The sequence below is a fragment of the Fervidobacterium riparium genome (genome assembly GCF_025370035.1).
Classification (GTDB): Bacteria; Thermotogota; Thermotogae; order Thermotogales; family Fervidobacteriaceae; genus Fervidobacterium; species Fervidobacterium gondwanense.
The window spans coordinates 2,004,396-2,029,491 of record NZ_CP009277.1 but is presented as its reverse complement, the minus strand read 5'-3'; the positions used below and the strand labels follow the sequence as shown (position 1 = coordinate 2,029,491).

Sequence of the window (25,096 nt, the reverse complement as noted above, 5' to 3'; positions counted from 1 at the left end):
ACCTTACACCTCCCTTTGTGCACTAACCACACTATACACCTTTCTTGTTAGATCTATACTTTTCTTCTTTCATTTGGTACATCTTTTCATCTGCCTGTTCATATGCTTTGTCAAAATTATCAAACGGTGCAAAACCATACGAAAATCCTACTCCAAGCTCGTTTCTACAACGATTGTATAACCTATTCATTATGTGTTCAACATCTTTTTCAGAAATACTGTTGGAGACAATACAGAACTCATCTCCGCCAAGGCGTATGAAATAGTCTTCCTGCCTGATATCTTTCTTTACAATTTCAGAAAATCTCTGAAGCAGTTTATCGCCGTAGATATGACCATATGTATCGTTAATCTTCTTCAACCCGTCTATATCTATCAAAATCAAAACGCCACCCTTTGGAAGCTGTTCTATTACCTTCCTGTTGAATGCACCAGTGAGATGGTCTAACACATTTTCCTTCGCCAAAACCTCATGCCTCGCTGCTATGCGCTTGAACTTTGTCAATGTTGTAGTCGCCAAAGAGATCAAAAATACGAGCCTTCCATAAGGTATCATTAACTCGTTTGGTAATCCGGTAGCGAGTACGTAAAATGTCTGAGTTCCAGTGAGCAAAAGGAAAGAAACAGGGAAGACGTATTCAAGAAGCCGTTTTACGTAAACGATGAAGGAAATATATATTACCAAAATCATTGAATATAGATCTGAGAGTAAACCAAAAAAGTGCACGTATTTTGTGTTAGTTGAAATAACCACTAAGCCTGTAAGTAAGAAAGGAATGATCAAGAATGCAATTTTGAAACGTGGCTTAAGATAAAAACCCGAATTTTCAAATATGAGGAAAAGAAGGAAAGTAACAACAAACATGGGAGCTGTGCAGGCAAGTTTTTCAAAGATTAAATAACTCTCTACAGATCCATAAGTCTCTCTGTATGTAAATTGAACAAGCCCGAGTATCATGAAAACAGAAGCCATCAAGATATAAAAATACGACTTTTTTTCGTTTGCTGAAGCACCGGTGTATGCCAGTAAGAACAAGTATAGAATAACTCCCGCTGCTCCGATACCGACTAAAACAATATCATTTCTAAACATGTTTATCAACTGTGCTCCCTGAATCGCAGTATTCATGTCCACTAAGTAAGGACTTCCGCTTATTCCCGCTCCAACTATACCGTGCAAAACCACTTTAATCTCGTTCTTCTCGCTTTCTCTTAACAAATATTCAGGTACACTTACAACAAGCGCTTTGGGCCACAAATTACCCGTCCCATCACCGAACACCGCAACACGTTCTCTATTCACAAATATTTCTAACTTTGTTGCAATCACTTTTTGAAAAACAACGGTATTTCTTACACCATCGTAAGAAAAGTATCCCACGAACTCTTTGCTATCGGGTTTTTCGAATTGGTAATATTTTGTAATCTCATTAGACGGGACCATCCAGCGAATAACTTCACCTTCTGGAAGGTTGATGACTTTGAATGTGTAGCTCAAGCTCAAAAACAAGACTAGAGATATTAACGAAATGAGTAACATCCTAACCAAATTTACCAGCTTTCTTTCACCCATCCGCCACACCTACCGTACTACTCCTTCACCCCTATTTTCTAAATATACTAACAAATTGATAAGAATATCTTTCCTCTCTTCGCTAAGTAGTTCACCTATATCTTATCACATTTTTCTCGGCTCTCAACAACTTAACTACCATTTAACTTATTATTCTTCTTTACTTCATTTTTTTGATATTCCTTTGTAAGTTCATATATTCATGCTAATTCAGTTAAAAACAAAAAACCGCCGATTCGGATAAGAATCGGCGGTGAGGGTATATAGGAAGCCTGGGCACTACCTACTCTCGCAAGGGGTCGCCCCCTTACTACCATCGGCCCGCGGTGGCTTAACGGCCAGGTTCGGAATGGAACTGGGTGTTTCCCACCGCAGTATCGGCACCCAGGATCATTCAAAAGTGCATAGGGTGTAGGTGAAGGGACGGGTCTATTAGTACCGGTTGGCTCCACACATCGCTGTGCTCCCACCACCGGCCTATCAAGGTCCTCTTCTCGAACCGACCCAAGAGGCCTCATCTTGGAGCGCGCTTCCCGCTTAGATGCTTTCAGCGGTTATCGCTCAGGAGCGTAGCTACCCAGCGTATGCCCTTGGCAGGACAGCTGGTACACCAGTGGCTCCCTCACCCTGGTCCTCTCGTACAAAGGGCGACCCTCCTCAAGCCTCTTGCGCCCGCAGCAGATAGGGACCGACCTGTCTCACGACGGTCTGAACCCAGCTCACGTACCCCTTTAATAGGCGAACAGCCTAACCCTTGGGACCTGCTTCAGCCCCAGGATGGGATGAGCCGACATCGAGGTGCCGAGCCTAGCCGTCGATGTGAACTCTCGGGCTAGACTAGCCTGTTATCCCCGGGGTAACTTTTGTCCGTTGATCGACGACCCTTCCACTCGGAGTCGCCGGGTCACTAGGACCGGGTTTCCCCTCTGCTCGACCCGTCGGTCTCGCAGTCAGCCCGGCTTTTGCCCTTGCACTCAACGGTGGATTTCCAACCCACCTGAGCCGAGCTTTGCGCGCCTCCGTTACTCTTTAGGAGGCGACCGCCCCAGTCAAACTGCCCACCTGGCACTGTCCCTCGCATGCTCTCCACATGCGTAGGTTAGAACTCCGCTGCAACGAGGGTGGTATCCCACCGTCGGCTCCACGTGCCCTGGCGAGCACGCTTCTTCGCCTCCCACCTATCCTGTACACGCCGCAGCAGAGCACAATACCAGGCTACAGTAAAGCTCCACGGGGTCTTTCCGTCTAGCTGCGGGTACTGGGCATCTTCACCCAGACTGAAATTTCACCGGGTCCCCTGCCGAGACAGTGCCCCAGTCGTTACGCCATTCATGCAGGTCGGAACTTACCCGACAAGGAATTTCGCTACCTTAGGACCGTTATAGTTACGGCCGCCGTTTACCGGGGCTTCGGTTCGGAGCTTGCACCCCTCCCCTTAACCTTCCGGCACCGGGCAGGCGTCAGTCCCTATACTTCCTCTCATCGAGTTGGCAGAGACCTGTGTTTTTGGTAAACAGTCGCCAGGGCCTTGTCACTGCGGCTACCTCGGCCTCCGTCAGTTTCCTCCTCGCGGATTCCCCTGACTTCAACCTAACGTAGCACCCCTTCTCCCGAAGTTACGGGGCTAATTTGCCGAGTTCCTTGGCAAGGGTTATCCCGCTCCCCTTAGCTTTCTCAGCCCGCCTACCTGTGTCGGTTTGCGGAACGGGCAGCCATGTATCACTACACGCGGCTTTTCTTGGCAGTGTGGCGTCAGTCCCGTTGGCCCCTCTCGGAGCCTCCCCTTCACGGCTCAGCTCAGGCTGCGGACTTACCTACAGCCCTCAACACCTAACCGCTTGGAGGGATTTGCCACTTATCCCCAGAACTTAGCCTCCTGCGTCCCCGCTTGCAGTATCGATACACAGCTGGTACCGGAATATTAACCGGTTTCCCATCGGATACCCCTTTCGGGTTTTCCTTAGGTCCCGACTCACCCTGGGCGGACGACCCTTCCCCAGGTACCCTTAGGCTTTCGGGGGGATGGATTCTCACCATCCTCTCGTATACTCATGCCTGGATTCTCACTTCCGCCTCGTCCAGTAGCTCTCTCGAGTCTACCTTCTCCCTACCGCGGAACGCTCCCCTACCAACCATTTCTGGTTCCGTGGCTTCGGGGGGTGGCTTCAGCCCCGCACATTTTCGGCGCAGTGCGTCTCGACCGGTGAGCTGTTACGCACTCTTTAAATGATGGCTGCTTCTAAGCCAACATCCCGGTTGTCAGGGACACACCACATCCTTCCTCTTCACACTTAGCCACCTCTCCGGGCCCTTAGCCGACGGTCTGGGTTGTTCCCCTCTCGTCCGTAGAGCTTATCCCCTACGGGCTCACTCCCAGCATATCGTGTGGCGGCATTCGCAGTTTGACAGGGTTCGCAGGTTACCCCACTAGCCCTACCAGCGCTCTACCTCCGCCACAGAACTGCTGAGGCTGCACCTCAATGCATTTCGGGGAGAACCAGCTATCACCGAGTTCGGTTAGCTTTTCACTCCTACCCACAGGTCATCCGAGGATTTTTCACGATCCACCGGTTCGGGCCTCCAGTGGGTTTTACCCCACCTTCACCCTGCCCATGGGTAGCTCACCCGGCTTCGGGTCTATCGCACCTGACTCGCGCCCTATTCGGACTCGCTTTCGCTTCGGCTCCGCCTCTATCGGCTTAACCTCGCCAGATGCGATAACTCCCAGGCTCATTAATCAAAAGGCACATCGTCACCCTCGCGGGCTCCGACTTCTTGTAGGCATGCAGTTTCAGGTCTCTTTCACTCCCCTTCCGGGGGGCTTTTCACCTTTCCCTCACGGTACTGGTTGCGCTATCGGTCGGCAGGTAGTATTTAGCCTTGGAGGGTGGTCCCCCCTGATTCACGCGGGATTCCTCGAGTCCCGCGCTACTCGGGATCACAGTCACACCTACGCGTTGCATTTCGCCTACGGGACTGTCACCCTCTACGGTCAGCCTTCCCAGACTGTTCGGCTATACAACGCTTCAGTGCGGACTCAGCCTAACTGTGTCCCACAACCCCAGCTCGCGCTGGTTTAGGCTCCTCCCCTTTCGATCGCCTCTACTCAGGGAATCTCGTTTGATTTCTTCTCCTCCGGGTACTGAGATGTTTCACTTCCCCGGGTATCGCGCCTTTCGGCACATGGGCTCTCACCCATGCGGGTTTCCCCATTCGGGTATCCCGGGATCAACGCTCGCTTGCAGCTCCCCCGGGCTTTTCGCAGCTTGCCACGCCCTTCTTCGCCTCCTGCCGCCTAGGCATCCACTGCATGCCCTTTCTTCCTTCACCTTTCCCTATGCACTTTTCAATGACCCTTCCCCATTGGTGGAGACAAGGGGATTCGAACCCCTGACCCCCTGCTTGCAAAGCAGGTGCTCTCCCAGCTGAGCTATGTCCCCACCCATGGTGGGCTCGGGAGGAATCGAACCTCCGACCTCACGCTTATCAGGCGTGCGCTCTGACCATCTGAGCTACGAGCCCAATCACTCAAATCCGAATAGCAGCCACCACTTCTCCTTAGAAAGGAGGTGATCCAGGCGCACCTTCCGGTACACCTACCTTGTTACGACTTAGCCCCCCTCACCACGTTCACCCTCAACGGCGCCCCTAAAGGTCACCGTCTTCGGGTGCCCGCAACTCGGGTGGCTTGACGGGCGGTGTGTACAAGGCCCGGGAACGTATTCACCGCGGCGTGGCTGATCCGCGATTACTAGCAATTCCGGCTTCATGTGGGCGGGTTTCAGCCCACAATCTGAACTGGGGGATGGTTTGTGGGGTTTGCTCAGCATCGCTGCCTCGCCTCCCGCTGTCCATCCCATTGTAGCGCGTGTGTCGCCCAGAGCATAAGGGGCACGAGTATCTGACGTCATCCCCTCCTTCCTCCGGCTCGTCGCCGGCGGTCCTCTTAGAGTGCCCACCTTTCGTGCTGGCAACTAAGAGCAGGGGTTGCGCTCGTTGCGGGACTTAACCCAACACCTCACGGCACGAGCTGACGACGACCGTGCACCACCTGTGCTGGCTCCTTACCTCGCGGTAAGGTCCCTCACCTTTCGGCTCAGTACCACCAGCATGTCAAGCCCTGGTAAGGTTCTTGGCTTAGCTTCCAATTAAACCACACGCTCCACTGCTTGTGCGGGCCCCCGTCAATTCCTTTGAGTTTCACCCTTGCGGGCATACTCCCCAGGCGGCTCACTTAACGCGTTAGCTTCAGCACGGAGACCTTCGCCCCCACACCAAGTGAGCATCGTTTACGGCTAGGACTACCCGGGTATCTAATCCGGTTTGCTCCCCTAGCTTTCGTGCCTCAGCGTCGGTTACAGCCCAGCAGACCGACTTCTCCACCGGCGTTCCTGCTGATATCTACGGATTTCACCCCTACACCAGCAGTTCCGTCTGCCTCTGCTGCACCCAAGCCGTGCAGTTTCCAGCGCATACCCACAGTTGAGCCGTGGATTTTAACGCCAGACACACACGGCCGCCTACGCACCCTTTACGCCCAGTAATTCCGGGTAACGCTCGCCCCCTACGTATTACCGCGGCTGCTGGCACGTAGTTAGCCGGGGCTTATTCCTCAGGTACCATCAGCTTTTTTCCCTGAGAAAAGGAGTTTACACCCCGAAGGGCTTCGTCCTCCACGCGGCGTCGCTGGATCAGGCTTTCGCCCATTGTCCAAAATCCCCCACTGCTGCCTCCCGTAGGAGTAGGGCCCGTGTCTCAGTGCCCTTGTGGCCGGCCATCCTCTCAGACCGGCTACCCGTCGTCGGCTTGGTAGGCCGTTACCCTACCAACTACCTGATGGGCCGCAGGCCGCTCCCCTGGCGCCTTTCGGCCTTTACTCTCCCGAGTCTACGGCGGTTTACCCGCAGTTTCCCACGGCTATCCGCCTCCAGGGGGCACGTTCCTACGTGTTACGCACCCGTCCGCCGCTATGCAGCCTTCCACCGAAGCTTCCAGCCGCACCGCTCGACTTGCATGTGTTAGGCACGCCGCCAGCGTTCACCCTGAGCCAGGATCAAACCCTCCAAGCTAACCCTTGTCAGGTTCAACCCAAGCTTATCTTTTTTCGGTGGCTGCTATTCGTATTTCAATGACCGGGCTTTCCCTTACCTTCTTCGTGTCGTCGCTCGGCGCTTTGTTAATTTACCATAGTCCTTCAATTTTGTCAAGACCCGTACTTTCTTCCGCTTGCTTTCCTCAAGCGTTTCTTAATTTACCATATCCTCTTTGTTTTGTCAACTGTCTTTTTTGTCTTTCTTCTTTCTCGCTTCTTTCCTTCCGCCTTCTGTCAGACGGCGAGATTCATTCTACACCATCTTTTGTTAACTGTAAAGCCTCATTCCGTAACGACTCCTTACCACTTTCTGTTACAAACAACCACAGCATGCCTATCTCTCAGGCGTTTGTGACACTCGAAAATATGCTAAAATTGATGTATGGAGGTGTGACAGATAATGTACATTTTTAAGTACCTCAACGTGCCAGAATATTATATGGGAATTGACCCTTCGTGGACTGGAAAGAACAAGAGTGCTGTTGTTGTACTTGTGCAACTGAAAGAATGTGATAAGTGTGGTCTTATAGATTATATATATACATCAAATGAAAGCGAAATCTTGGACTTTGTGTTGAGGTATCGTAATTCAGTATTAGGAATAGATGCTCCGTTGATTGTTAAGAATACTTCTGGTCACAGGCAAAATGAGCTCGAATTCTTGCAGAAATACAAGCTTCGAGTACCTTTATATCCTGTGAACGTAAGCAGATGGAATTCATTTTTTCCTACAAGCCTATACAATAGGCTGAAGAAGCACGAGTTTTCCTTCGAAAACTATAACGTATTCGAAATATATCCGCATGCAACGATCGCTGCCAAGTTCTTTGGGAAGTTATTCAGTTACAAGAGAGGGTCAAAGAGTGAGAGGGAAAAGAAATTAGACATACTTAAAAGAATTATTCTAAAATATGTCGAATTACCCGAGTTGCAATTTCAACAGCTAAAGGAATATGAAGATTTTCTCGATGCTGTTATATGTGCATACACCGTCTTTCTGCCAACGATAGAAGAGACTCTGGTCTTCGGAAGTACTTCAGAAGGGCTGTTGTTAGTTCCATGTCCTAAGTCCTGAGGTGGTGATAATATCAAAGGGGCTTATATTTTGCTAATCAAAATCAAGACGCAAACAGAATTGAAGATTTCAAAGAACTGTTGGGATCTAATGCCAGGTTTATATGCTTATGTTGGCTCAGCCATGAACAATATCGAAAAACGAATACTGAGACATCTGAGAAAGAACAAGAGAAAGCACTGGCATATAGACTACCTAACAGAGTTCGGAGAGGTAATCTGCGCTGTTATGTTTCCATCTGAAAACAGAATAGAAGAAACGATTTCCAAGATGCTTTCAAAAAGATTTGAGCCAATCCCTGGTTTTGGTGCTTCTGATCTGGATGTAGACACTAACTTATTCTTGGTAGATGATATAGAAGATTTCTTCGAGCCTGTTGATTTCTTGCCAATCATGGCGAAAGGAGTGAAAAATAGTGCCCATAGAGATCCACAGTGAAAGATTTAGAAAACTTAAAGAGGCAAATACTGTAAAGAAAAGACCTGTTATATACTGGATGCAAAGAGATCAAAGATTTGAAGATAACTGGGCTTTATTGTTCGCACAAAGAATTGCAATTGAAAACGATGTTCCGCTGATTGTTTGCTTTAATATCGTTTCGTCGTTTCTTAACGCAACAATAAGACAGTATGACTTCATGCTTAAGGGATTAAAAGAAACGCAAGATAGGCTACTTGAGTACAATATTCCATTAGTTTTCACATTTGGAGCTGCGACCGAAAGTTTGCTGACCTTCTTAGAATCGTTAAAGCCATCCTTTTTTGTAACTGATTTCAATCCGTTGAGGACGGTAAAAGAATGGAAAAAGAAAATAATAGAATCTATTGATGCCACGGTATACGAAGTTGACGCTCACAATATCACACCTGCGTTTTGGATATCACAAAAGCAAGAATATGGTGCTTACACATTAAGACCTAAGATTCAAAAAGTACTGTCTAATTTTCTCCGTGAATTTCCAAAACCTCAGAAAATGCCTTATTCAAATCTCTCAGTCGTAGATTTTGACATGCTAAATGTAGAAAAAACAATCGAATTACTGAATGTAGATAAGACCATCAAACCTCTTGAGAAACCTCTTCCTGGTGCTCAGATGGGTTTTGAAATAATGAATGAGTTTATAAAGGAAAGACTAAAATTTTATGCCAATTTAAAAAACGATCCGACAGTAGATGGCACTTCGAATTTATCTCCCTATCTACATTTTGGGCAGATTTCTCCTCAGCGTGTTGCTCTTGAAGTCATTAAACTTAAGGAGAAATACCCTGAATCTGCAGAAGCATTTTTGGAAGAACTTATAGTCAGGCGTGAACTTGCAGATAATTTTTGCCTTTACAACGAAAATTACGATTCGCTCGAGGGATTTCCAGATTGGGCAAGAAAGTCTTTGGAAAAGCATGTGCAGGATAAAAGAGAGTATGTTTATACCCTGGAAGATCTCGAAAACGCGGAAACCCACGATTCGCTGTGGAACGCTGCGCAGTTGCAGCTTTTAAAGACAGGGTACATGCACGGTTATATGCGCATGTATTGGGCAAAGAAAATTTTGGAGTGGACAACCACTCCTGCCGAAGCTTTGAAATACGCAATTTACCTAAACGATAAGTACGAACTTGATGGCAGAGACCCTAACGGATACGCCGGTATAGCTTGGGCAATCGGTGGCGTGCACATAGACCTTGGAAAGAAAGAACAATCTTCGGAATGGTTCAATATATGAGTTTTGAAGGATGTAAAAGAAAATTCGATGTTGAAAAATATATAGAAAGGTGGTATAATGAGTAAAAAATTATACATTGTATAAGAGCAGGTGAGTTTATGAAAAAACGCATTGAGAATCATAATTTGAGCGAGTTTGAACGTTTTGTACTGTTTCAGAAAGGTACCGAACCACCTTTTACTGGTGAATATGAAAACCATTTCGAAAAAGGTATCTACGTTTGTAAGAACTGTGGGATACCTCTTTACAATTCATCTGACAAATTTCATTCAGGATGTGGATGGCCAGCATTTGATGACGAAATCCCTGGTGCTGTTTTCAGGCAACCTGACAGGGATGGTAGACGCACTGAAATAGTCTGTGCATATTGCGGGGCTCATTTAGGCCATGTTTTTCTAAATGAAGGATTCACACCGAAGAACGTGAGGCACTGTGTTAATTCCGTCTCGTTGAAGTTCATTCCGGAAGGTCAAAAGCCACCGATAGATAGGATGTTCTTTGCTGGTGGTTGTTTCTGGGGTGTCGAACATCTTTTCAAACAACTTGAAGGAGTAGTTGATACACGTGTTGGGTACATGGGAGGACATCGTCCAAATCCCACATACGAGATGGTTTGCACAGGTGTTACTGGGCACTACGAAACAGTCGAGGTTATATTCAATCCTTCAAAGATATCCGAAGAAGAGCTCGTAAGATACTTTTTCGAAATTCATGATTTCACTCAGGAAAACGGTCAAGGACCTGATATCGGAGAACAGTACAGGAGTGTCATATTCTACACAAATGATAGGCAAAAATCCATTTCGGAGAAGATTATAGAAGAGCTGAGGAAAAGATATCGCGTGACAACGAAATTAAAAAAAGCCTCAACCTTTTGGCTTGCGGAAGATTATCATCAGGATTACTATGAGAAAACGGGGAAAGCGCCTTATTGTCATTACAGAAGGAATGTGTTCTAAGAAAGGTATAAGTTTAGTTTTTGAGATAAGTTCTCGGCAAATTCTATGAGGTCAACGTCGAATTTCAAATAAGCATACCTGTCGAGCGGAGTATCGCCTTTTGTTATTATTACCAGCTTTGCTCCATTCCTGAGTGCGTACAATGGCAATTGAGCTGCGGGATACACAACGAGTGATGTTCCTATGGCTAAAAAGACATCACTCTTGATTGCCCAATTTTGCGCTTTAGTGAACTCATTAAGAGGAAGCATCTCGCCAAAGAATACTATGTCTGGTTTTGTTAAACCACCACAAGAACACCTAAAATTGTTCGATAGCAAAAACTCTCTTTGAGCAAAGTCCAGAATTTCATACCTTCTACTGCACCTGAGACAATTCCAAATTCTGACACTCCCATGAATTTCAGCGACGTTTCTGTTTCCAGCCTTCGTGTGCAGACCATCAATATTCTGAGTTATGACACCTTTTAATTTACCTAACTTTTCGAGCTCTGCTAACAGCAGGTGCATCAAGTTTGGTTTAACTTCCAACATACTAAGCAAACCTTCCCTGGCAAATGCATAAAACCTATCAGGATTCCTGTTGAATTCATCTATATCAAATATGTCCTGACCGTATTTGGTATACAAACCATTGGGGCTTCGAAAATCAGGAACCCCACTTGGGACGCTGACGCCTGCCCCTGTCAAAACAACGATATTTGACGACTTATTAATCAGCTCGACAATGTGATTTATGAGTTTTTCTTCCATCATGTAGCCACCTGTTTCTTTTCTAAACTTTTCGTGCTATTGAAAGCAGATACTCTACAGTATCTGTAAAACTCATTCTTTCCTTAATACCTTGCCTAAGAAATTTGTTTATTTCATCTATAAGCTCTATAGATTTATCAATCTTTGGATTTGTTCCCTTCTTGTATGCGCCAACGTCGATCAAATCCTTTGCATCGTTATATGTTGCCATGATGTCTCTTATCAACCTTGCAGCCTGAATGTGCTCAGGTTTAGTTACGTCCACCATCAACCTACTTATACTCATCAAGACATCAACTGCTGGGTAATGATTTGATTCAGCTAACCTTCTTGAAAGTATTATGTGCCCATCAACGATACCACGCACAGTATCTGAAATTGGTTCGTTAAAATCGTCCGCTTCTACAAGAACGGTATATATGCCCGTTATACTACCTTTGTCAGAGTTTCCCGCCCTTTCAAGAATCTTAGGTAATTGTGCGAAAACGCTTGGTGGGTAGCCTCTCGTTGTAGGAGGCTCACCAATAGCAAGTCCAACTTCCCTTTGAGCCATCGCCCAGCGTGTTAACGAATCAACCATTAGCATAACAGCATAGCCGTTATCCCTAAAATACTCAGCAACAGTTGTTGCCGTAAGAAGTGCTTTTATTCTAAGCAGTGCCGGTTGGTCAGATGTAGAAACGATAACGATTGATCTCTTCAAACCTTCTTCGCCGAGGTCCTTTTCTATGAATTCTCTAACTTCTCTACCACGCTCACCTATGAGGGCAATTACGTTTATGTCAGCTGCTGTATTTCTTGCAATCATACCGAGTAGAGTACTTTTTCCAACTCCACTACCGGCAAATATACCTATTCTCTGACCTTTACCGAGAGTTATAAACCCATCGATAGCTCTTACACCAACCGGTAATGGTTCAAGTATTCTCTTACGCACCAACGGGTTAGGGGCTTCGCTTATAATTGGTCTGTATTCTCTCAAAAACAAGCTTTTCCCATCTATCGGTCTTCCGAGTGCATCTACCACCCTGCCCCTCAGATCTTCACCGACTGGTACACTAACTGATTTGTTAGTTTTAATTACCTCGCAACCCTTTTTCAACCCGGTGATATCCTCAAGTGGCATTAAAACGGTGAGATCCTCTTTGAAACCAACAACTTCAGCCAAAGCCTTTTTATTTCCAACGATTATTTTGCACAGCTCGCCATAAGCAGCATCCGGTCCCTTTGACTCTATGGTCAGACCTATTATCTTCTGGACTTCCCCAATGTATTCGTAAGGATTTATGTTATTAACTTTTTCTAAAAATATCTCCATCACTTTGGGAAAGTTACACTTTTCAATGTTCCCCATTCTGAACAACTCCCATCGAGATTAAAAGTCTTACGAAAGACTCTAGCCATTTATGTTGAAAATCTCTTCGAATATCTCATCGAGCAAAGCAAACTGGAATTTAAGAGTTGCGTCTATGGTTCCAAGGTCTGTCTCTGCAATAATTCCGTACTCGACATTTTCGTTCAAGACAACTTCGTATCCTTTTTCTTTAATAAAGTTCAAAGTTTCATCATCTAACAATTTAGCATCAGCTGGGTTTATATGAATTTTCACCTTTGTAGAACCTGCAAGGTGAGCCAATACCTTTTCGAGTTTCCGCTTTGTAACTTCGGGATCTACCTGTTTCTCCAAGAACTTTTCAACCAACACAGAACTTATCGCGGTTAACTTCTCACAGTATTGGGCAAATGCATCTGAAAGACTTTTTTCAAAGGTATCGACAATTCTCACTATCTGTTTCCTTAAATTCTCTATTTCAATTTCTTTTTGCTTCTCTAATTGCTCTATTAGTTCCTTAGATCTTTGATTAGCCTCCTCAACTATCCTGTTATACTCCTCCTGAGCCTGCAAGATTATTGATTGTGCTTGTTGCTGAGCCTCTTCAACAATCTTTTCTGCTTCTCTATTTGCATTCGCAACCATTTGGACGATTTCTTCCTCTGAAAGCGATTTCTTTTGTTCTTGAAGAATATCTTTGTTCTTATCAGCTTCAAGTTTTCTTTTCTCTTCCATCCTCAAAGGGGAATCCAGATAAACATAACGTTTCTTTATTATCAATAGTATCACTCCTTCTAAAAGAATGTTGGGCACATGGTGCCCAACATACAAAACATCAATTTGCCAATTCTATTATACAACATTTTATAAGCAGATATCAATATTCAAGCTGTTTTAATCCTTTTTCAATTATCTCTTTTGTATCCCTTGCTATCATCAGTTCTTCGTTGGTTGGTACAAGGAGTACCTTAACTTTTGAATCCGGGGTTGTTATTATCCTTTCCTCACCCTTTATGTTGTTCTTTTCGTCGTCTATTTTTATTCCAAGGAAACTTAGGTAGTTTTCACATATTTCTTTTCTGGTAATCGGGGAATTTTCTCCAACGCCTGCTGTAAATGCTATTGCGTCAACACCGTTCATTGCTGCGATGTATGCACCGATGTACTTTGCAATTCTGTATTCGTAAATATCAAGAGCGAGTCTGCAAACTGGGTCTCCTTCGAGTGCCTTGTCTTCTATATCCCTCATGTCTGAACTGAAACCATCTGTTAGCCCAAGTACACCACTCTTTTTGTTGAGTATTGTGTAAACCTCTTCTGCTGTGAGTCCCTCTTTTTCCATTAAGAAGGTCACGATTGATGGATCGATATCTCCAGACCTTGTACCCATGACAAGTCCTTCAAGAGGGGTGAACCCCATCGATGTATCTATACTGTGACCGTTTAGTACTGCAGCTACGGAAGCACCATTTCCAAGGTGAACTGTGATTATCTTTGATTTGTGATAATCGAGCCCAAGTATTTCTGCTGTCCTCTTTGAAACGTACCTGTGGCTCGTTCCGTGGAAGCCATATCTTCTTATCTTGTATTTCTTGTAGTATTCATAAGGTATTGCGTAAAGGTATGCTTTTGCTGGCATTTTTGAATGGAAAGCTGTGTCAAACACTGCAACGTTTGGAACGCCTGGCAACAACTTCATCATCGCTTTTATACCCATTATGTTTGGTGGGTTGTGAAGTGGTGCAAGGTAGGAATACTCCTCGAGAGCTCTCATAACTTCGTCGTCTATTAGAACAGAACCGGAAAATTTCTCGCCACCGTGTACCACCCTGTGACCAACGGCATCGATTTCCGAAAGATCCTTAACACCGCCGACCTTTTCGTCTACAACCAATTCCAGAACGTATTTCAGTGCATCTTCATGGTCTTTCATGGGTTTTTCCACAACTGTTTTTTGATCATCTTTCTTGTGTACTATTCTACTTCCTGGTATTCCTATTCTTTCCGCAAGCCCTTTACAAAGCACTTGCTCTGTTTCCATATCAAGGAACTGGTACTTAATAGATGAGCTACCGCAGTTCACTACGAGTACTCGCACTGATACCCCTCCTCTTAATGTCGTAAGAATTGCCTACTATGCGGCTTATACCTGCTGAATCAAGCCTTTCCAGCGGCTCCAAGGAACTCGAGTCTGTTCATAACAACCTCTTTGACAAGTTTCTTTCCAGCTCCGAGGTAATGTCTCGGGTCAAATTCTTTTGGATTCTCTTTAAGGTATTTCCTAAGGCCTGCTATAAATGCAATTCTCAAATCTGTGTCTGTGTTAACTTTGTTTATACCGAGTTCAACGCACTTTTTCAATTCTTCCTCAGGAACACCTTTTGCACCGCCCAAATCCGCACCGTATTCTTCTGCCAACTTCACATATTCCGGCAAAACGCTTGATGCACCATGCAATACGAGCGGCCTTTTTGTTAGTTCCTTAACAGTCTTTAACCTTTCGAAATCGAGTTTTGCATCTCCCTTGAACTTGAACGCACCATGGCTTGTCCCGATAGCTGGCGCAAGAAAGTCTACTCCTGTTTCCTCAACAAATATTTTCGCTTGCTGTGGATCAACAAGAACAGATTCTTCTGCAGAAACATTGTCCTCAACACCTGCAAGCTGACCAAGTTCCGCCTCAACAGAGACACCTGCTGCATGCGCTATCTTCACGATTTCTTTTGTCTTCTTCATGTTCTCTTCAAAAGGTTCTTCGGAGGCATCGATCATAACGGAGGAATAACCTGCCTTTATCGCTGCTATTATATACTCAAAGTGCTTACCATGGTCAAGGTGAAGGGCAATCGGTATATCGACGCTATCAGCGAATAACCTTACTAATTCGACAAAATATCTTGCACCCTTAAGTATGTCACCGTTTCCTGCATACTTTATCGCACCTTCGCTTGTTTCAATGATTAAAGGCGCTCTCTTTTCTAATGCTCCGTCAAGAATTGCATGGAAAAATTCCATGTTGTTGATGTTGAATGCTGGCACTGCGTAGTATTCCTTGCTTGCCTTTTCCAAAATGTCTTTCGTGTTAACATACATATGTTCCACTCCTTTCACTGTTTAGTTGTGTGCTTGCAAAATTAATTATATCACAATTCTTGATTAAGGAAAATAACAATAAGAGAAAGGGGCATTTACCCCTTTCTCTTCTGTCTTGACTTCTTTTTATTAATTTTTTGTATTTCTTCTTCAACTTCTTCGTATCCTTGCTTGTAAAGCTCAAACTCCTTAGGATCGAGTTCCATCAAAAGTCTCAAAAATTCACCCGCGTGGACTCGCTCTTCGTTGGCTATATCAATGAGGACTTCTTTAGCAAGCTCGTTATCAGTTGATTCCGCAAGCTGCATATAGAGCTGAATTGCTTCATATTCAGCTGCAATCATAAATCTAATGGCTCTGATAAGCTCTTCGTGTGTTAATTTCTCTTTGTTCTTCAATCCACTGAATGCATGTGAAAATTCCGGCATACTGACACCCCCTATTCAGTGCAGGTTACTCGATAGCTCTCCCTCTTCTTAAAAGCTTCATGCTCTAAGTCTGATAGCTTCTCCAACTGGGATTCTATCTTTCTTATCTCGTTTATGTCAGACTTCGTCGCTGGTCTTTTTGGTGCAAACGCAACGCAGCTGTCTATATACGGCTGTATGGATATATCAAACGTACCTATCTCCTTTGCCTTCTTTGTTGTTTCAACTTTATCAAAACCAATAAGTGGTCGCAAAACCAACAATGAGCTTGCATCTTCTATTGCAGCCATATTTGTAAGTGTCTGACTTGCGACTTGTCCAAGATTTTCGCCTGTGACAATTGCTTTCGCTTTACTCCTTCTTGCTATCATACTTGCTATTCTCATCATTGATCTTCTTTGGAGGATAAGAGAATATTCGTCAGGTGCATTCTCTTTTATGTACATTTGAATATCTGTGAGCGGAACAATCCACATCCTCAACCCGTTTGGAAGGTACTTGCTTAGTTCACGTCCAAGGCTCAGTATCTTCTCTACGGATTTTTCAGTTGTCATAGGTGGGCTAAGGAATGTGAGTGTTTGAAGTTCCAAACCACGTCTCATTGCATACCAACCTGCAACTGGGCTATCTATACCACCACTGAGCAACAAAAGAGCTCTGCCTGACACTCCTACTGGTAATCCTCCAGACGATGGTATTTTACCGGAAAAGACAAAAATCTCCTTTTCTCTAACATCTATTCCAATTTCAAAATCAGGATTGTGTACGTCCACTTTTAGATTTGGAAAACTCTCAAGAACGTAAGCACCGAATTCTCTATTTATCTCAAGACTTGTCATAGGAAATTCCTTATACCCTCTCTGTGCGTTTATCTTAAACGTTTTGAGCCCTTGTTCAACAAAAACCTTCGCAACCTTTATAACAACTTCTCTCAGTTCTTCCAAGTCGTGCGATACCGCATAACCCAGTGAGTAATTCTGGATTCCAAATACGTTTTTCAACCTTTGGGTTATAACCTCCGGGTCGTTTCTTCCAATCCTTACGATAATTCTTCCGTACCTTTTGTTAACTGCAGCAGGTCTAACTATCTTCAATATATTGTCTATCAACTTTTTCTCGAACCAACCCCTGTTCTGCCCTTTTAAGCCTATCTCAGAGTACCTAATCACGAAAACATTTTCCACAAGCGTCCCTCCATATTCTTCCTCTTTTAGACGACCTTCTTTCAGTTCCAAGTTATTATATCACGTGTGCCAAGAATATAGAACTATGAAACTTTCTGCTGCAGATGAACTGGTCATACTTTTCTTAAGTCTAAATATATGGACACTTCTCTAATGCGGGAGGCGATTTTATGTATGTTGGTACAGAGCTTCTCGTAGTTATTGTCGGACTACTTTTAGTTCCAGTGGTTGTTATGGTTATTCTTGGAGTAGTTGGTTTTGAATCTCAGATAGGAGATTTTTCACTACTTATTGAAGGTATGGTAAGGCTTATACCGCCACCGGATGATTTCTCAGAATTCTTTCTTGGTTTTCGTCTGTACGGAGGATATCAATTTCTTGAATCAGGACCTTTTAGGTTGAAACTGAATATCGGAAATTTAAATGTTACTTTCAACAATTCAGAAAGTGAGCTGCTAAAATTAGAGTTTCAGCCCAGTATTGGTGGTACGTTGGAAATTAATCAGCTAAGACTCAGAATAAACCTATTTAAGAACGGAGGTTTCGGTGGCATTTATTGGAAATTCTAAAACTATTTTCTCTCGTACAACCCAACAATTTCCCCCTGAGCAACAATTTTCCCACTTAATGCCTTTTCAAGTTCCTTTTTCGTAACTCTGCCTTTGAGTTCCAGTAAAGAATCAATAGCATAAACTTTGAAGTGATAATGATGAACACCATGCCCTTTTGGTGGGCACGGTCCGTTATATCCCAACTTTCCAAAATCGTTGTAGCCTTGTTTAGTTCCATCTGAAAGGTTCTCAATTTTCTGCAAACCTTTTGGAACGGTAACTGTACTCGATGTTACGGGTAAATTCCACAAAACCCAGTGAACAAATGTGCCGATCGGTGCGTCTGGATCATCGCATATGATTGCTAAAGTCTTTGCTCCTTCGGGAATATTCTGTATCAAGAGTTCAGGATTTAAGTCAGCCCCCTCACAAGTGTATTCTTTCGGAATAAACTCGCCGTTTTTAAAAACCGAAGAGACTGTCATTGAACCCACCTCCTCTTTTGCGTTTGTTCTTACCGTTCCCTTCTCCATGAATCTTACAGTCATGATAACAATCAAAACAATGGCTATTATCAACAGAGAAATAGAAACAAACCTATGGTTTCTTGACGTAACCATCGGTAATCACCCCTATTTTAAATTATACCACCTATCAACATTGGTGGTATAATTTTTTAAGTGAGCAATATAACCTCGGAAAAGAGGTGATAAAGATGGAAAATGGAAAGGTCATAGTTGTCAGCGGTGGTGCCAAGAACATAGGAAAGGGAATAGCTTTGCATTTCCTAAGAAACGGCTGGTTGGTTGGTATTATCGATTTTGACAAAAAAGCACTTGATGAACTCGATGAAGACAAAAATCTTCTAAAATTCTACGGAGACGTTTCAGATGAGTATTCCGTTAGTGATTTTTATCTGCACGTCAAGGAGAGGTTCGGCAGGTTAGATGCGATAATTAACAACGCTGCAATAGGAGGGTTTAAGAATTTTTTAGACCTTACAGTCACAGAGTGGAAACGCGTGATAGATATAAACCTCACCGGATACTTCTTAATGGCACGTTTTGGTGTTCCACTGATTTTGGAAACCGCAAGAACAGGTGCAATTGTGAACATTTCATCTACACGTGCTTTGATGTCTGAACCGGGAAACGAAGCTTACAGCGCATCTAAAGCAGGCATATTAGGACTTACCCATGCACTGGCAAATTCGTTAGGTCCTAACATACGGGTAAATGCGATATGCCCTGGATGGATACTTCATGAGAGTGAAACTGTTTCTGAAGCTGATCACAAGCAGCATTTGACGGGCCGTGCAGGGAACATAGAAGATGTGGTTCAACTTGTCAATTTCCTGGTAGATGAAAGCAAGAGTGGTTTCATCACTGGTCAATATTTTATTGTCGATGGTGGAATGACTAAGAAAATGATATACATTTAAACTACTAAAATCTTAGAAAGGAGGATCATTTTGGATATAATTCGACGATTCTTCGATATCATATACAGGTACAAATTTACTATCATAGGTTCGCTCTTGCTCATACTGTCTGTACTTATAATCTTAAACAACGCAAAAATAGAGACAAGAATAGAAACGTTCTTACCCGGATACAAACCAGGAAGACCGATAGAAGAAATTGATGATCCCGCCGTTCAAAATATGGTAAGAATGGCTCTTAAATTCGGAGACAGTGCAAATGTTTCAATCATTTATCATTCAGAAGTTTCATTAAACCAGCCCGGTGCATTAAAACGCATAAAGGAATTTCAAGAAAAACTGGAAAAATTGAAAGATGTTAGATTGGTGATTTCAATACTGAACTACCCAGGGGCAGAGGCGTACTTTGAAAATGATGCGATAAATTTGAAAGAACTCCCTAAGGAACTGAAGAATTTTGTTTCAGAAGATGGACGTTACGCAATGTTCTTAGTTGTCTTATCAGTCTCTAAGCAAGTTGAACCTGTTGTTAGGAGATTGACGAACTCGTTAAAGGGAGAACCTATCATAGTTCTCTCAGAAGCCTCTGTGAACAATAAGCTTTTCGACGAACTTAAAAGATCGATGTTTTTCTACCCAGTAGTGATGTTCTTAGTTATACTTTCATTGTTCTTTTATCAAACTCAATCTCTGAGAGCAGCTTGGGTTTCTCTTTTCATACCAGTTTTGTCTTCAATATATACATATGCACTTTATTTTTACTTTGGAGGAGTTCTAAATATTTTAACTTCAATGACGGCATCTTTTCTAATCATAATCGGCTCAGCTTATCCACTACATTACTATAACGCTATATTTAGGACGGAAGATGTGAGAAAACACATAAGTATACCAATATTTTTCTCAATGTTAACAACAGCAATTGGATTCATGTCTTTCTTGTTTGTAAAGATACCAGCGTTCAAAGAGTTCGGATTGTTAGTTTCTATCGGGTTATTACTCGACTTTTTACTAACAATAACCATCGGTCACGAGCTGCTTGGAAGAGCAAAGAGAAAAACAATACGCGTACCAAAATCCTTTGGCATACGTTATTTTGGCAACAAAGTTGCTATTGGAATTTTAGTAGTACTCGCTTTCTTCACAGTGTTGTCCGTATATTATCTACCACGACTTAAAGTTGGATTCAACACAATGGACTATTTTTCTGAAAGCTCAGATATACGCAAGGGTTATAACGTCCTTGAAGAGAAGTTTGGAATGAAAGAATCTATTTATATGGTATTAGAAAAAGAATTTGGTGTATTTTTGCCATTCGACGATAGGAATATAGATTCAATCATCAAAGAGTTGTCTAAATATCCAGAAGTGGCGAGTGTAGATTTTCCAAGAAGCGTTAGCACGACTGCTCTAATCCTCGCTTCGAGAACCCAACCGGTCTTGAGAAGGTATATTGCGGACGGAAGAACGATAAGGCTCTCAATAAATCTAACACCATCAGGTGCTGAGAATATTAACAAAGTAACTGAGATTATAAATCAGATAATGACGGATTTTAAATACAAATACTATATCTCCGGTACACCCTACATAATGAAGGCGATAAACGACAGCATACTGTCGAGTCAGATACAAAGCATAGTGGCGGCATTAATCCTTGTATTCGTCATGTTAATAATCGTCTTTAGAGATATTGCAGAGAGCGTAAAACTGATTTCTCCTGTACTATTTGCTACGATTTTGAACTTTTTCTACATGTCGGTATTTGGAATGAAGCTTGAGATATCGACCGCTATTACGTCAAGCATTATCATAGGTCTTGCTATTGACTATTCGATCCATCTTGGTCATGATTACAACAAAACTGGTAATGTATTCACATCGATTAAGAACGTCGGACCAGCAATTGTTGGAAACGCACTGGGTATAATATTTGGTTTTCTAACGCTTCTAATTGGTGGTGAACTGGCTCTCTTCAAAAGAATCTCTATACTTGTATCGCTTGGAATATTCACCGCCGCATTACTTACCTTAACTGTTTTGCCATTCATGTTATCATTTCAGAAAGTTAGGAAATTGAAACGTATAGGAGGAATGGAGGATGAATAAGGTCAGACTTGCGTTAGCGCAAATCAATTCTACGGTGGGAGATATCGAAGGAAACAAGAAGAAGATTATAGACTCTATCGTGGAAGCGAATAAACTTGGAGCCGATATCGTGGTGTTTCCAGAACTCGCTATCACAGGTTATCCACCTGAAGACCTGTTGTTTAAAACGCATTTTATTGAAGATAACGAAAAAGCACTCAAGGAAATTGCAACTTTCGTGCCAAAGTCTTTGGTAGCTGTTGTTGGATTTGTCGATAAAGACGGAGACATTTATAACGCTGCAGGTGTGTTAAATGATGGAAAGCTAATTGCAAAATATCACAAAAACTATCTCCCAAACTACGGTGTCTTTGATGAGATGAGGTACTTCCAAAAAGGAAACAAGGCTTTAGTAATAAAGATGGGGGACGTAAGGGTTGGAATAACAATATGTGAAGACATATGGTATCCGGGTGGTCCTGCAAGGGCAGAAGCTCTGTACGGCGATGCCCATATACTGCTTAACCTCTCAGCTTCACCTTACCACATGAACAAACTTCGCTGGAGAGAGGATATGCTCTCTGTTAGAGCAAATGACAATATAGCCGTCGTTGTGTATGTGAATCTTGTTGGAGGTCAAGATGAGCTTATCTTTGACGGAGCAAGTCTGGTTGTCAATGAAAAAGGCACAGTCTTAGCCAGAGGAAAACAATTTGAAGAGGACCTCCTATTGGTCGATGTAGAGATAGATAACATAGACAAACTACGACTCAAAGACCCAAGAAGAAGACAAGATAAACTTCTCATCACAAAGGAAAATCTTGAATCTATCGACATAGTTGAATTGTCTTTTGAATGGAATAACCAAAAACCGAAAAATGAAAACCGGATTGAGCCTGTACTTGACGAAGTTGAAGAGGTGTACAACGCACTTGTAATCGCTACGAGAGACTATTTAAGAAAGAATGGAATGAAAAAGGCTGTAATAGGACTCAGCGGTGGTATAGACAGTTCACTCGTTGCCTGTATAGCTGTTGATGCGTTAGGTGCAGAAAATGTGATAGGTGTCTCTATGCCTGGTCCATTTTCATCAGAGCATAGCAAAGAAGATGCCAAGTTACTCGCCGAGAACCTCGGAATACAATTCCTGACAATTCCGATATTGGAACCATATAATGCATATTTGAACATTCTCAAGCCCGTTTTCGGCGATCTCCCATTCGACACAACTGAGGAGAATTTACAAGCAAGACTTCGTGGCATTATACTCATGGCACTTTCAAACAAGTTTGGATGGATTGTATTAACAACAGGAAACAAGAGTGAAAGCAGCACAGGATACTCAACACTGTACGGTGACACAGCCGGTGGTTATGCTGTCATAAAGGACGTCTACAAAACACTTGTCTACAAGCTCTCAGAGTACGTCAATCAAAAAGCTGCGAAAGAGATAATTCCAAGAAGGGTATTTATAAAACCACCGAGCGCAGAGCTAAGGGAGAATCAAACAGACCAAGATAAATTGCCACCTTACGAAATACTTGATGAAATATTAAAGCTGTACGTGGAGGAAGATTACAGTATCGAGGAAATCGTGGAAAAGGGTTTCGATGAATCTACTGTGAGAAACGTTGCCTGGATGGTTAATGTCAACGAATACAAAAGAAGGCAAACACCACCTGGTCCGAAGATCACACACAGAGCATTTGGAAAAGACAGAAGATTGCCGATTACAAATGGCTACAAGGAATGGAGAAAATAGCAAAGAGGGGGGTTAGCCCCTCTTTGCGTTTATAGATATAGATAATATTTATACAGAGCAAATAAGAGAATCATGTGCTATTGTGCTACGTTTGGATAATATACGAGAATTAGACTGAGTTTGTTATTCCAAACATCTGATGTCCAACCTTTATCAGATAATATGGACTGAACGTTCTCTGGATATGCGTCCACATCTGAGAATGTGTATAAAATGATTGTGAAGACATACCCTTCGTCAAAGATAAGCGTTTTCATTTCCACATTTTCGGGAATGTAGTCAATATATCCATATTCGTAGAGCGTGTCCAAGTCAACCTCCTGAATACCCTCGTAGCCCAAAAAGTCAAAGACCGCGTATGAAATTTTATCAAGCTCGTCTGCTATCTCATATTCAACATCACTATACTCTCCCCATTCTACTTCCTCTGTTGTTTCTTCATAGTATTCTTCCTCATATTCTTCGGAATAGTCTTCCCACTCTTCTTCATATTCTTCCTCGAATTCATCGTACTCTTCTTCATAATATTCGTCATATTCCTCTTCATATTCTTCCCAATCTTCCTCGTAGTCATAATACTCGTATTCTTCTTCATACGACTCTTCAGCTTTCTCCATTAAGTATTCTAAAAGGAGCATCGGATTAGTGAAATCACACGATACTAATGTGTTTCCGTTCTGAAGCGTGGTAATTGTAAATTCCAGATAACTGCCTAATTCATCAACTTGAACATTCACCCTGAAATACAAGTGTGAGTCATTTGTAAAAACACCGAGCTCCGTACTATTATCCAGTTCCTGTGACGATAACAGTGCGATCTTCTTATCCTGAAGAAGTTTATAACTCAAACCATTTCTTTTGAGAAGTTCAAGTATAAGCCTAATGTCTTTCTCATACTCGGGAATATATTTTACGGAAAATAAGAATCCTTCTTCCGAAATTGAGCCAAAAACTGACTCAACGGAATCCAAAAAACCTTCGAGTGCCTTTACAAACCGCTCCTCATCACCCGCAATCTCCTCCAAAAGACCAAACATCAGTATTTGTTTAACATTTTCCAGCACATCGAGACGAAAACCAAATGTGTAAGGTGAGTCTTTAACAAAATAGTGCCCTTTTAACGCTCCTATTCTTGAAAGTGCCAACTTTCGTTCGTACTCTACATAGGATTTGCTTACTGATAGTTCAAAATGATATTCATCTCCGCTCTTCCTAAGAAAAGCCTCCTCTGAACTCGGCGTACCGTAAAAATCTATAAATTGGTACAGGAGATCTCCAACAGGTGAAAATTTCAAAGCTTTATAGTAGAACACGTAATCATCTTTTGTGGATACGGAATAAATATGAACTTTAGCATCAAGCATTGCCTTTGTTGACTGTGCAATATAGTTGTTGAAGCAAACGTATATGTTTGTATTTGAGCGAATAACGTACAACTTACCAAAAGTCCCAACGGGCACTTCGTAAAGCGTGTTTTTCACAAACTGTGTTATAGATAAACGTGCATTTGAAAGTAGCGACAAAATAGAGATGAGTGTTTTATCACCAATTTCGCCAGGCAACACCAAACCTAATGGTAAACCGCTCAAAATATCAAGAAAACCGTCTTCAAAATTTTCAAAATCTTCTTCTAAGAGTAGCGCCAACTTAAATAACTGACCAGGTCCACCCAGAGAGTTTTTTCCATAAATCCCTAGGATTTTAGGAATTCCCAGCTCGTCGAATATCTTTACTATGTCTATAAATTCTCCTTCAACTTCATCTGTAATCAACTGTTCGAAATTAAAATACATCACGTAGTCGCTGTTTCCTGGTACATTCAGTGTAATGCCATAAACTGAGACTGATATCAGGAATAAGACCGCAAGTAGTGCTACATTCACTTTGGAAATGTTAAACATACAGCATACCTCCCTTCTCCAACCCAAGGAAGAAAAGAAAAAACCGCCTTAACATCCGTGTAAAATAATTATATCATATTGTGAACTACCCATTACTAAAGTCACAGGCTTCCTGCTTCATCGACCGGACTTGCTGCAGTGTTA

The 25,096-nt window shown here is 43.0% G+C and carries 18 protein-coding genes, 2 tRNA genes and 3 rRNA genes; 8 read left to right on the top strand and 15 right to left on the bottom strand.

Annotated features, from left to right (window positions below; all coding sequences use genetic code 11):
• Positions 1-31: 31 nt before the first annotated feature.
• The 6 genes from IB67_RS09750 to IB67_RS09725 form a co-directional block, all read right to left on the bottom strand.
• A complete protein-coding gene (locus tag IB67_RS09750; RefSeq protein WP_498875295.1) occupies positions 32-1,573 on the bottom strand; it encodes a GGDEF domain-containing protein in 1,542 nt (513 codons plus the stop codon).
• Positions 1,574-1,844: 271 nt separating this feature from the next.
• A 5S ribosomal RNA gene (gene rrf / locus IB67_RS09745) occupies positions 1,845-1,961 on the bottom strand.
• Between the two features lie 24 nt (positions 1,962-1,985).
• Positions 1,986-4,903, bottom strand: a 23S ribosomal RNA gene (locus IB67_RS09740).
• A gap of 34 nt (positions 4,904-4,937) precedes the next feature.
• Positions 4,938-5,013, bottom strand: a tRNA-Ala gene (locus IB67_RS09735).
• A 5-nt stretch (positions 5,014-5,018) separates the two neighbouring features.
• Positions 5,019-5,095, bottom strand: a tRNA-Ile gene (locus tag IB67_RS09730).
• Between the two features lie 40 nt (positions 5,096-5,135).
• Positions 5,136-6,642, bottom strand: a 16S ribosomal RNA gene (locus IB67_RS09725).
• The 16S, 23S and 5S rRNA genes sit together here with 2 tRNA genes alongside, the layout of an rRNA operon.
• 423 nt (positions 6,643-7,065) lie before the next feature.
• Here IB67_RS09725 and IB67_RS09720 point away from each other — a divergent pair.
• From IB67_RS09720 to IB67_RS09705, 4 genes are all read left to right on the top strand, one after another.
• Complete coding sequence (locus tag IB67_RS09720) at positions 7,066-7,740, top strand: DUF429 domain-containing protein (protein WP_072760696.1); 675 nt, start codon at positions 7,066-7,068, stop codon at positions 7,738-7,740.
• 30 nt (positions 7,741-7,770) lie between these two features.
• Positions 7,771-8,178, top strand: coding sequence for a GIY-YIG nuclease family protein (locus tag IB67_RS09715; RefSeq protein ID WP_245789663.1), 408 nt, complete (start codon positions 7,771-7,773; stop codon positions 8,176-8,178).
• The gene (gene phrB / locus IB67_RS09710; RefSeq protein WP_218587318.1) at positions 8,156-9,460 is read left to right on the top strand and encodes a deoxyribodipyrimidine photo-lyase; all 1,305 of its coding nucleotides are present in this window, start codon (positions 8,156-8,158) and stop codon (positions 9,458-9,460) included. Before IB67_RS09715 ends, phrB begins: the two co-directional genes overlap by 23 nt.
• Before the next feature lie 98 nt (positions 9,461-9,558).
• Positions 9,559-10,419: a bifunctional methionine sulfoxide reductase B/A protein gene (locus IB67_RS09705; RefSeq protein ID WP_424695513.1), complete on the top strand. Its 861-nt coding sequence runs from the start codon at positions 9,559-9,561 to the stop codon at positions 10,417-10,419.
• On the opposite strand, the gene IB67_RS09700 is transcribed toward IB67_RS09705, so the two are convergent.
• The 7 genes from IB67_RS09700 to thiI form a co-directional block, all read right to left on the bottom strand.
• Complete coding sequence (locus tag IB67_RS09700; RefSeq protein WP_245789665.1) at positions 10,416-11,171, bottom strand: SIR2 family NAD-dependent protein deacylase; 756 nt, start codon at positions 11,169-11,171, stop codon at positions 10,416-10,418. The two genes, IB67_RS09705 and IB67_RS09700, sit on opposite strands and share 4 nt — an antisense overlap.
• A 22-nt stretch (positions 11,172-11,193) precedes the next feature.
• Positions 11,194-12,489: a flagellar protein export ATPase FliI gene (gene fliI, locus IB67_RS09695; RefSeq protein WP_084634433.1), complete on the bottom strand. Its 1,296-nt coding sequence runs from the start codon at positions 12,487-12,489 to the stop codon at positions 11,194-11,196.
• Positions 12,490-12,567: 78 nt separating this feature from the next.
• On the bottom strand, positions 12,568-13,284 hold the full coding sequence (locus tag IB67_RS09690) for a FliH/SctL family protein (protein WP_072760705.1): 717 nt from the start codon (positions 13,282-13,284) through the stop codon (positions 12,568-12,570).
• Positions 13,285-13,381: 97 nt separating this feature from the next.
• Positions 13,382-14,602: an acetate kinase gene (gene ackA / locus IB67_RS09685; RefSeq protein WP_072760707.1), complete on the bottom strand. Its 1,221-nt coding sequence runs from the start codon at positions 14,600-14,602 to the stop codon at positions 13,382-13,384.
• A 59-nt stretch (positions 14,603-14,661) separates the two neighbouring features.
• Positions 14,662-15,597 carry a class II fructose-1,6-bisphosphate aldolase gene (gene fba, locus IB67_RS09680; protein WP_072760709.1) on the bottom strand — a complete coding sequence of 312 codons (936 nt, stop codon included), beginning with the start codon at positions 15,595-15,597 and terminating at the stop codon, positions 14,662-14,664.
• Between the two features lie 95 nt (positions 15,598-15,692).
• Positions 15,693-16,025, bottom strand: a complete 333-nt coding sequence (gene encB, locus IB67_RS09675; RefSeq protein ID WP_072760710.1) for an encapsulin nanocompartment ferritin-likeEncB family encapsulin nanocompartment ferritin-like cargo protein cargo protein — start codon at positions 16,023-16,025, stop codon at positions 15,693-15,695.
• Between the two features lie 11 nt (positions 16,026-16,036).
• Positions 16,037-17,209, bottom strand: a complete 1,173-nt coding sequence (gene thiI / locus IB67_RS09670; RefSeq protein WP_072760711.1) for a tRNA uracil 4-sulfurtransferase ThiI — start codon at positions 17,207-17,209, stop codon at positions 16,037-16,039.
• A 170-nt stretch (positions 17,210-17,379) separates the two neighbouring features.
• Between thiI and IB67_RS09665 the strand changes: the two genes are divergently transcribed.
• The gene (locus tag IB67_RS09665) at positions 17,380-17,778 is read left to right on the top strand and encodes a hypothetical protein (RefSeq protein WP_072760712.1); all 399 of its coding nucleotides are present in this window, start codon (positions 17,380-17,382) and stop codon (positions 17,776-17,778) included.
• A gap of 2 nt (positions 17,779-17,780) precedes the next feature.
• Here IB67_RS09665 and IB67_RS09660 read toward each other — a convergent pair whose 3' ends face one another.
• Positions 17,781-18,380 (bottom strand): YbhB/YbcL family Raf kinase inhibitor-like protein, encoded by a 600-nt coding sequence (locus IB67_RS09660; RefSeq protein ID WP_245789667.1) that lies wholly within the window; start codon positions 18,378-18,380, stop codon positions 17,781-17,783.
• 95 nt (positions 18,381-18,475) lie between these two features.
• Between IB67_RS09660 and IB67_RS09655 the strand changes: the two genes are divergently transcribed.
• Genes IB67_RS09655 through IB67_RS09645 form a run of 3 tightly spaced genes read left to right on the top strand, consistent with a single transcriptional unit; the run spans position 18,476 to position 23,051 of the window.
• A complete protein-coding gene (locus tag IB67_RS09655; RefSeq protein ID WP_072760713.1) occupies positions 18,476-19,201 on the top strand; it encodes an SDR family oxidoreductase in 726 nt (241 codons plus the stop codon).
• Between the two features lie 30 nt (positions 19,202-19,231).
• Entirely contained in the window at positions 19,232-21,310 is a 2,079-nt protein-coding gene (locus IB67_RS09650) for an efflux RND transporter permease subunit (RefSeq protein ID WP_245789669.1), read from the top strand.
• Positions 21,303-23,051 (top strand): NAD+ synthase, encoded by a 1,749-nt coding sequence (locus IB67_RS09645; protein WP_072760714.1) that lies wholly within the window; start codon positions 21,303-21,305, stop codon positions 23,049-23,051. The genes IB67_RS09650 and IB67_RS09645 overlap by 8 nt, the downstream gene beginning before the upstream one ends.
• 77 nt (positions 23,052-23,128) lie before the next feature.
• On the opposite strand, the gene IB67_RS09640 is transcribed toward IB67_RS09645, so the two are convergent.
• Positions 23,129-24,952: a hypothetical protein gene (locus IB67_RS09640; protein ID WP_072760715.1), complete on the bottom strand. Its 1,824-nt coding sequence runs from the start codon at positions 24,950-24,952 to the stop codon at positions 23,129-23,131.
• Between the last annotated feature and the right edge of the window lie 144 nt (positions 24,953-25,096).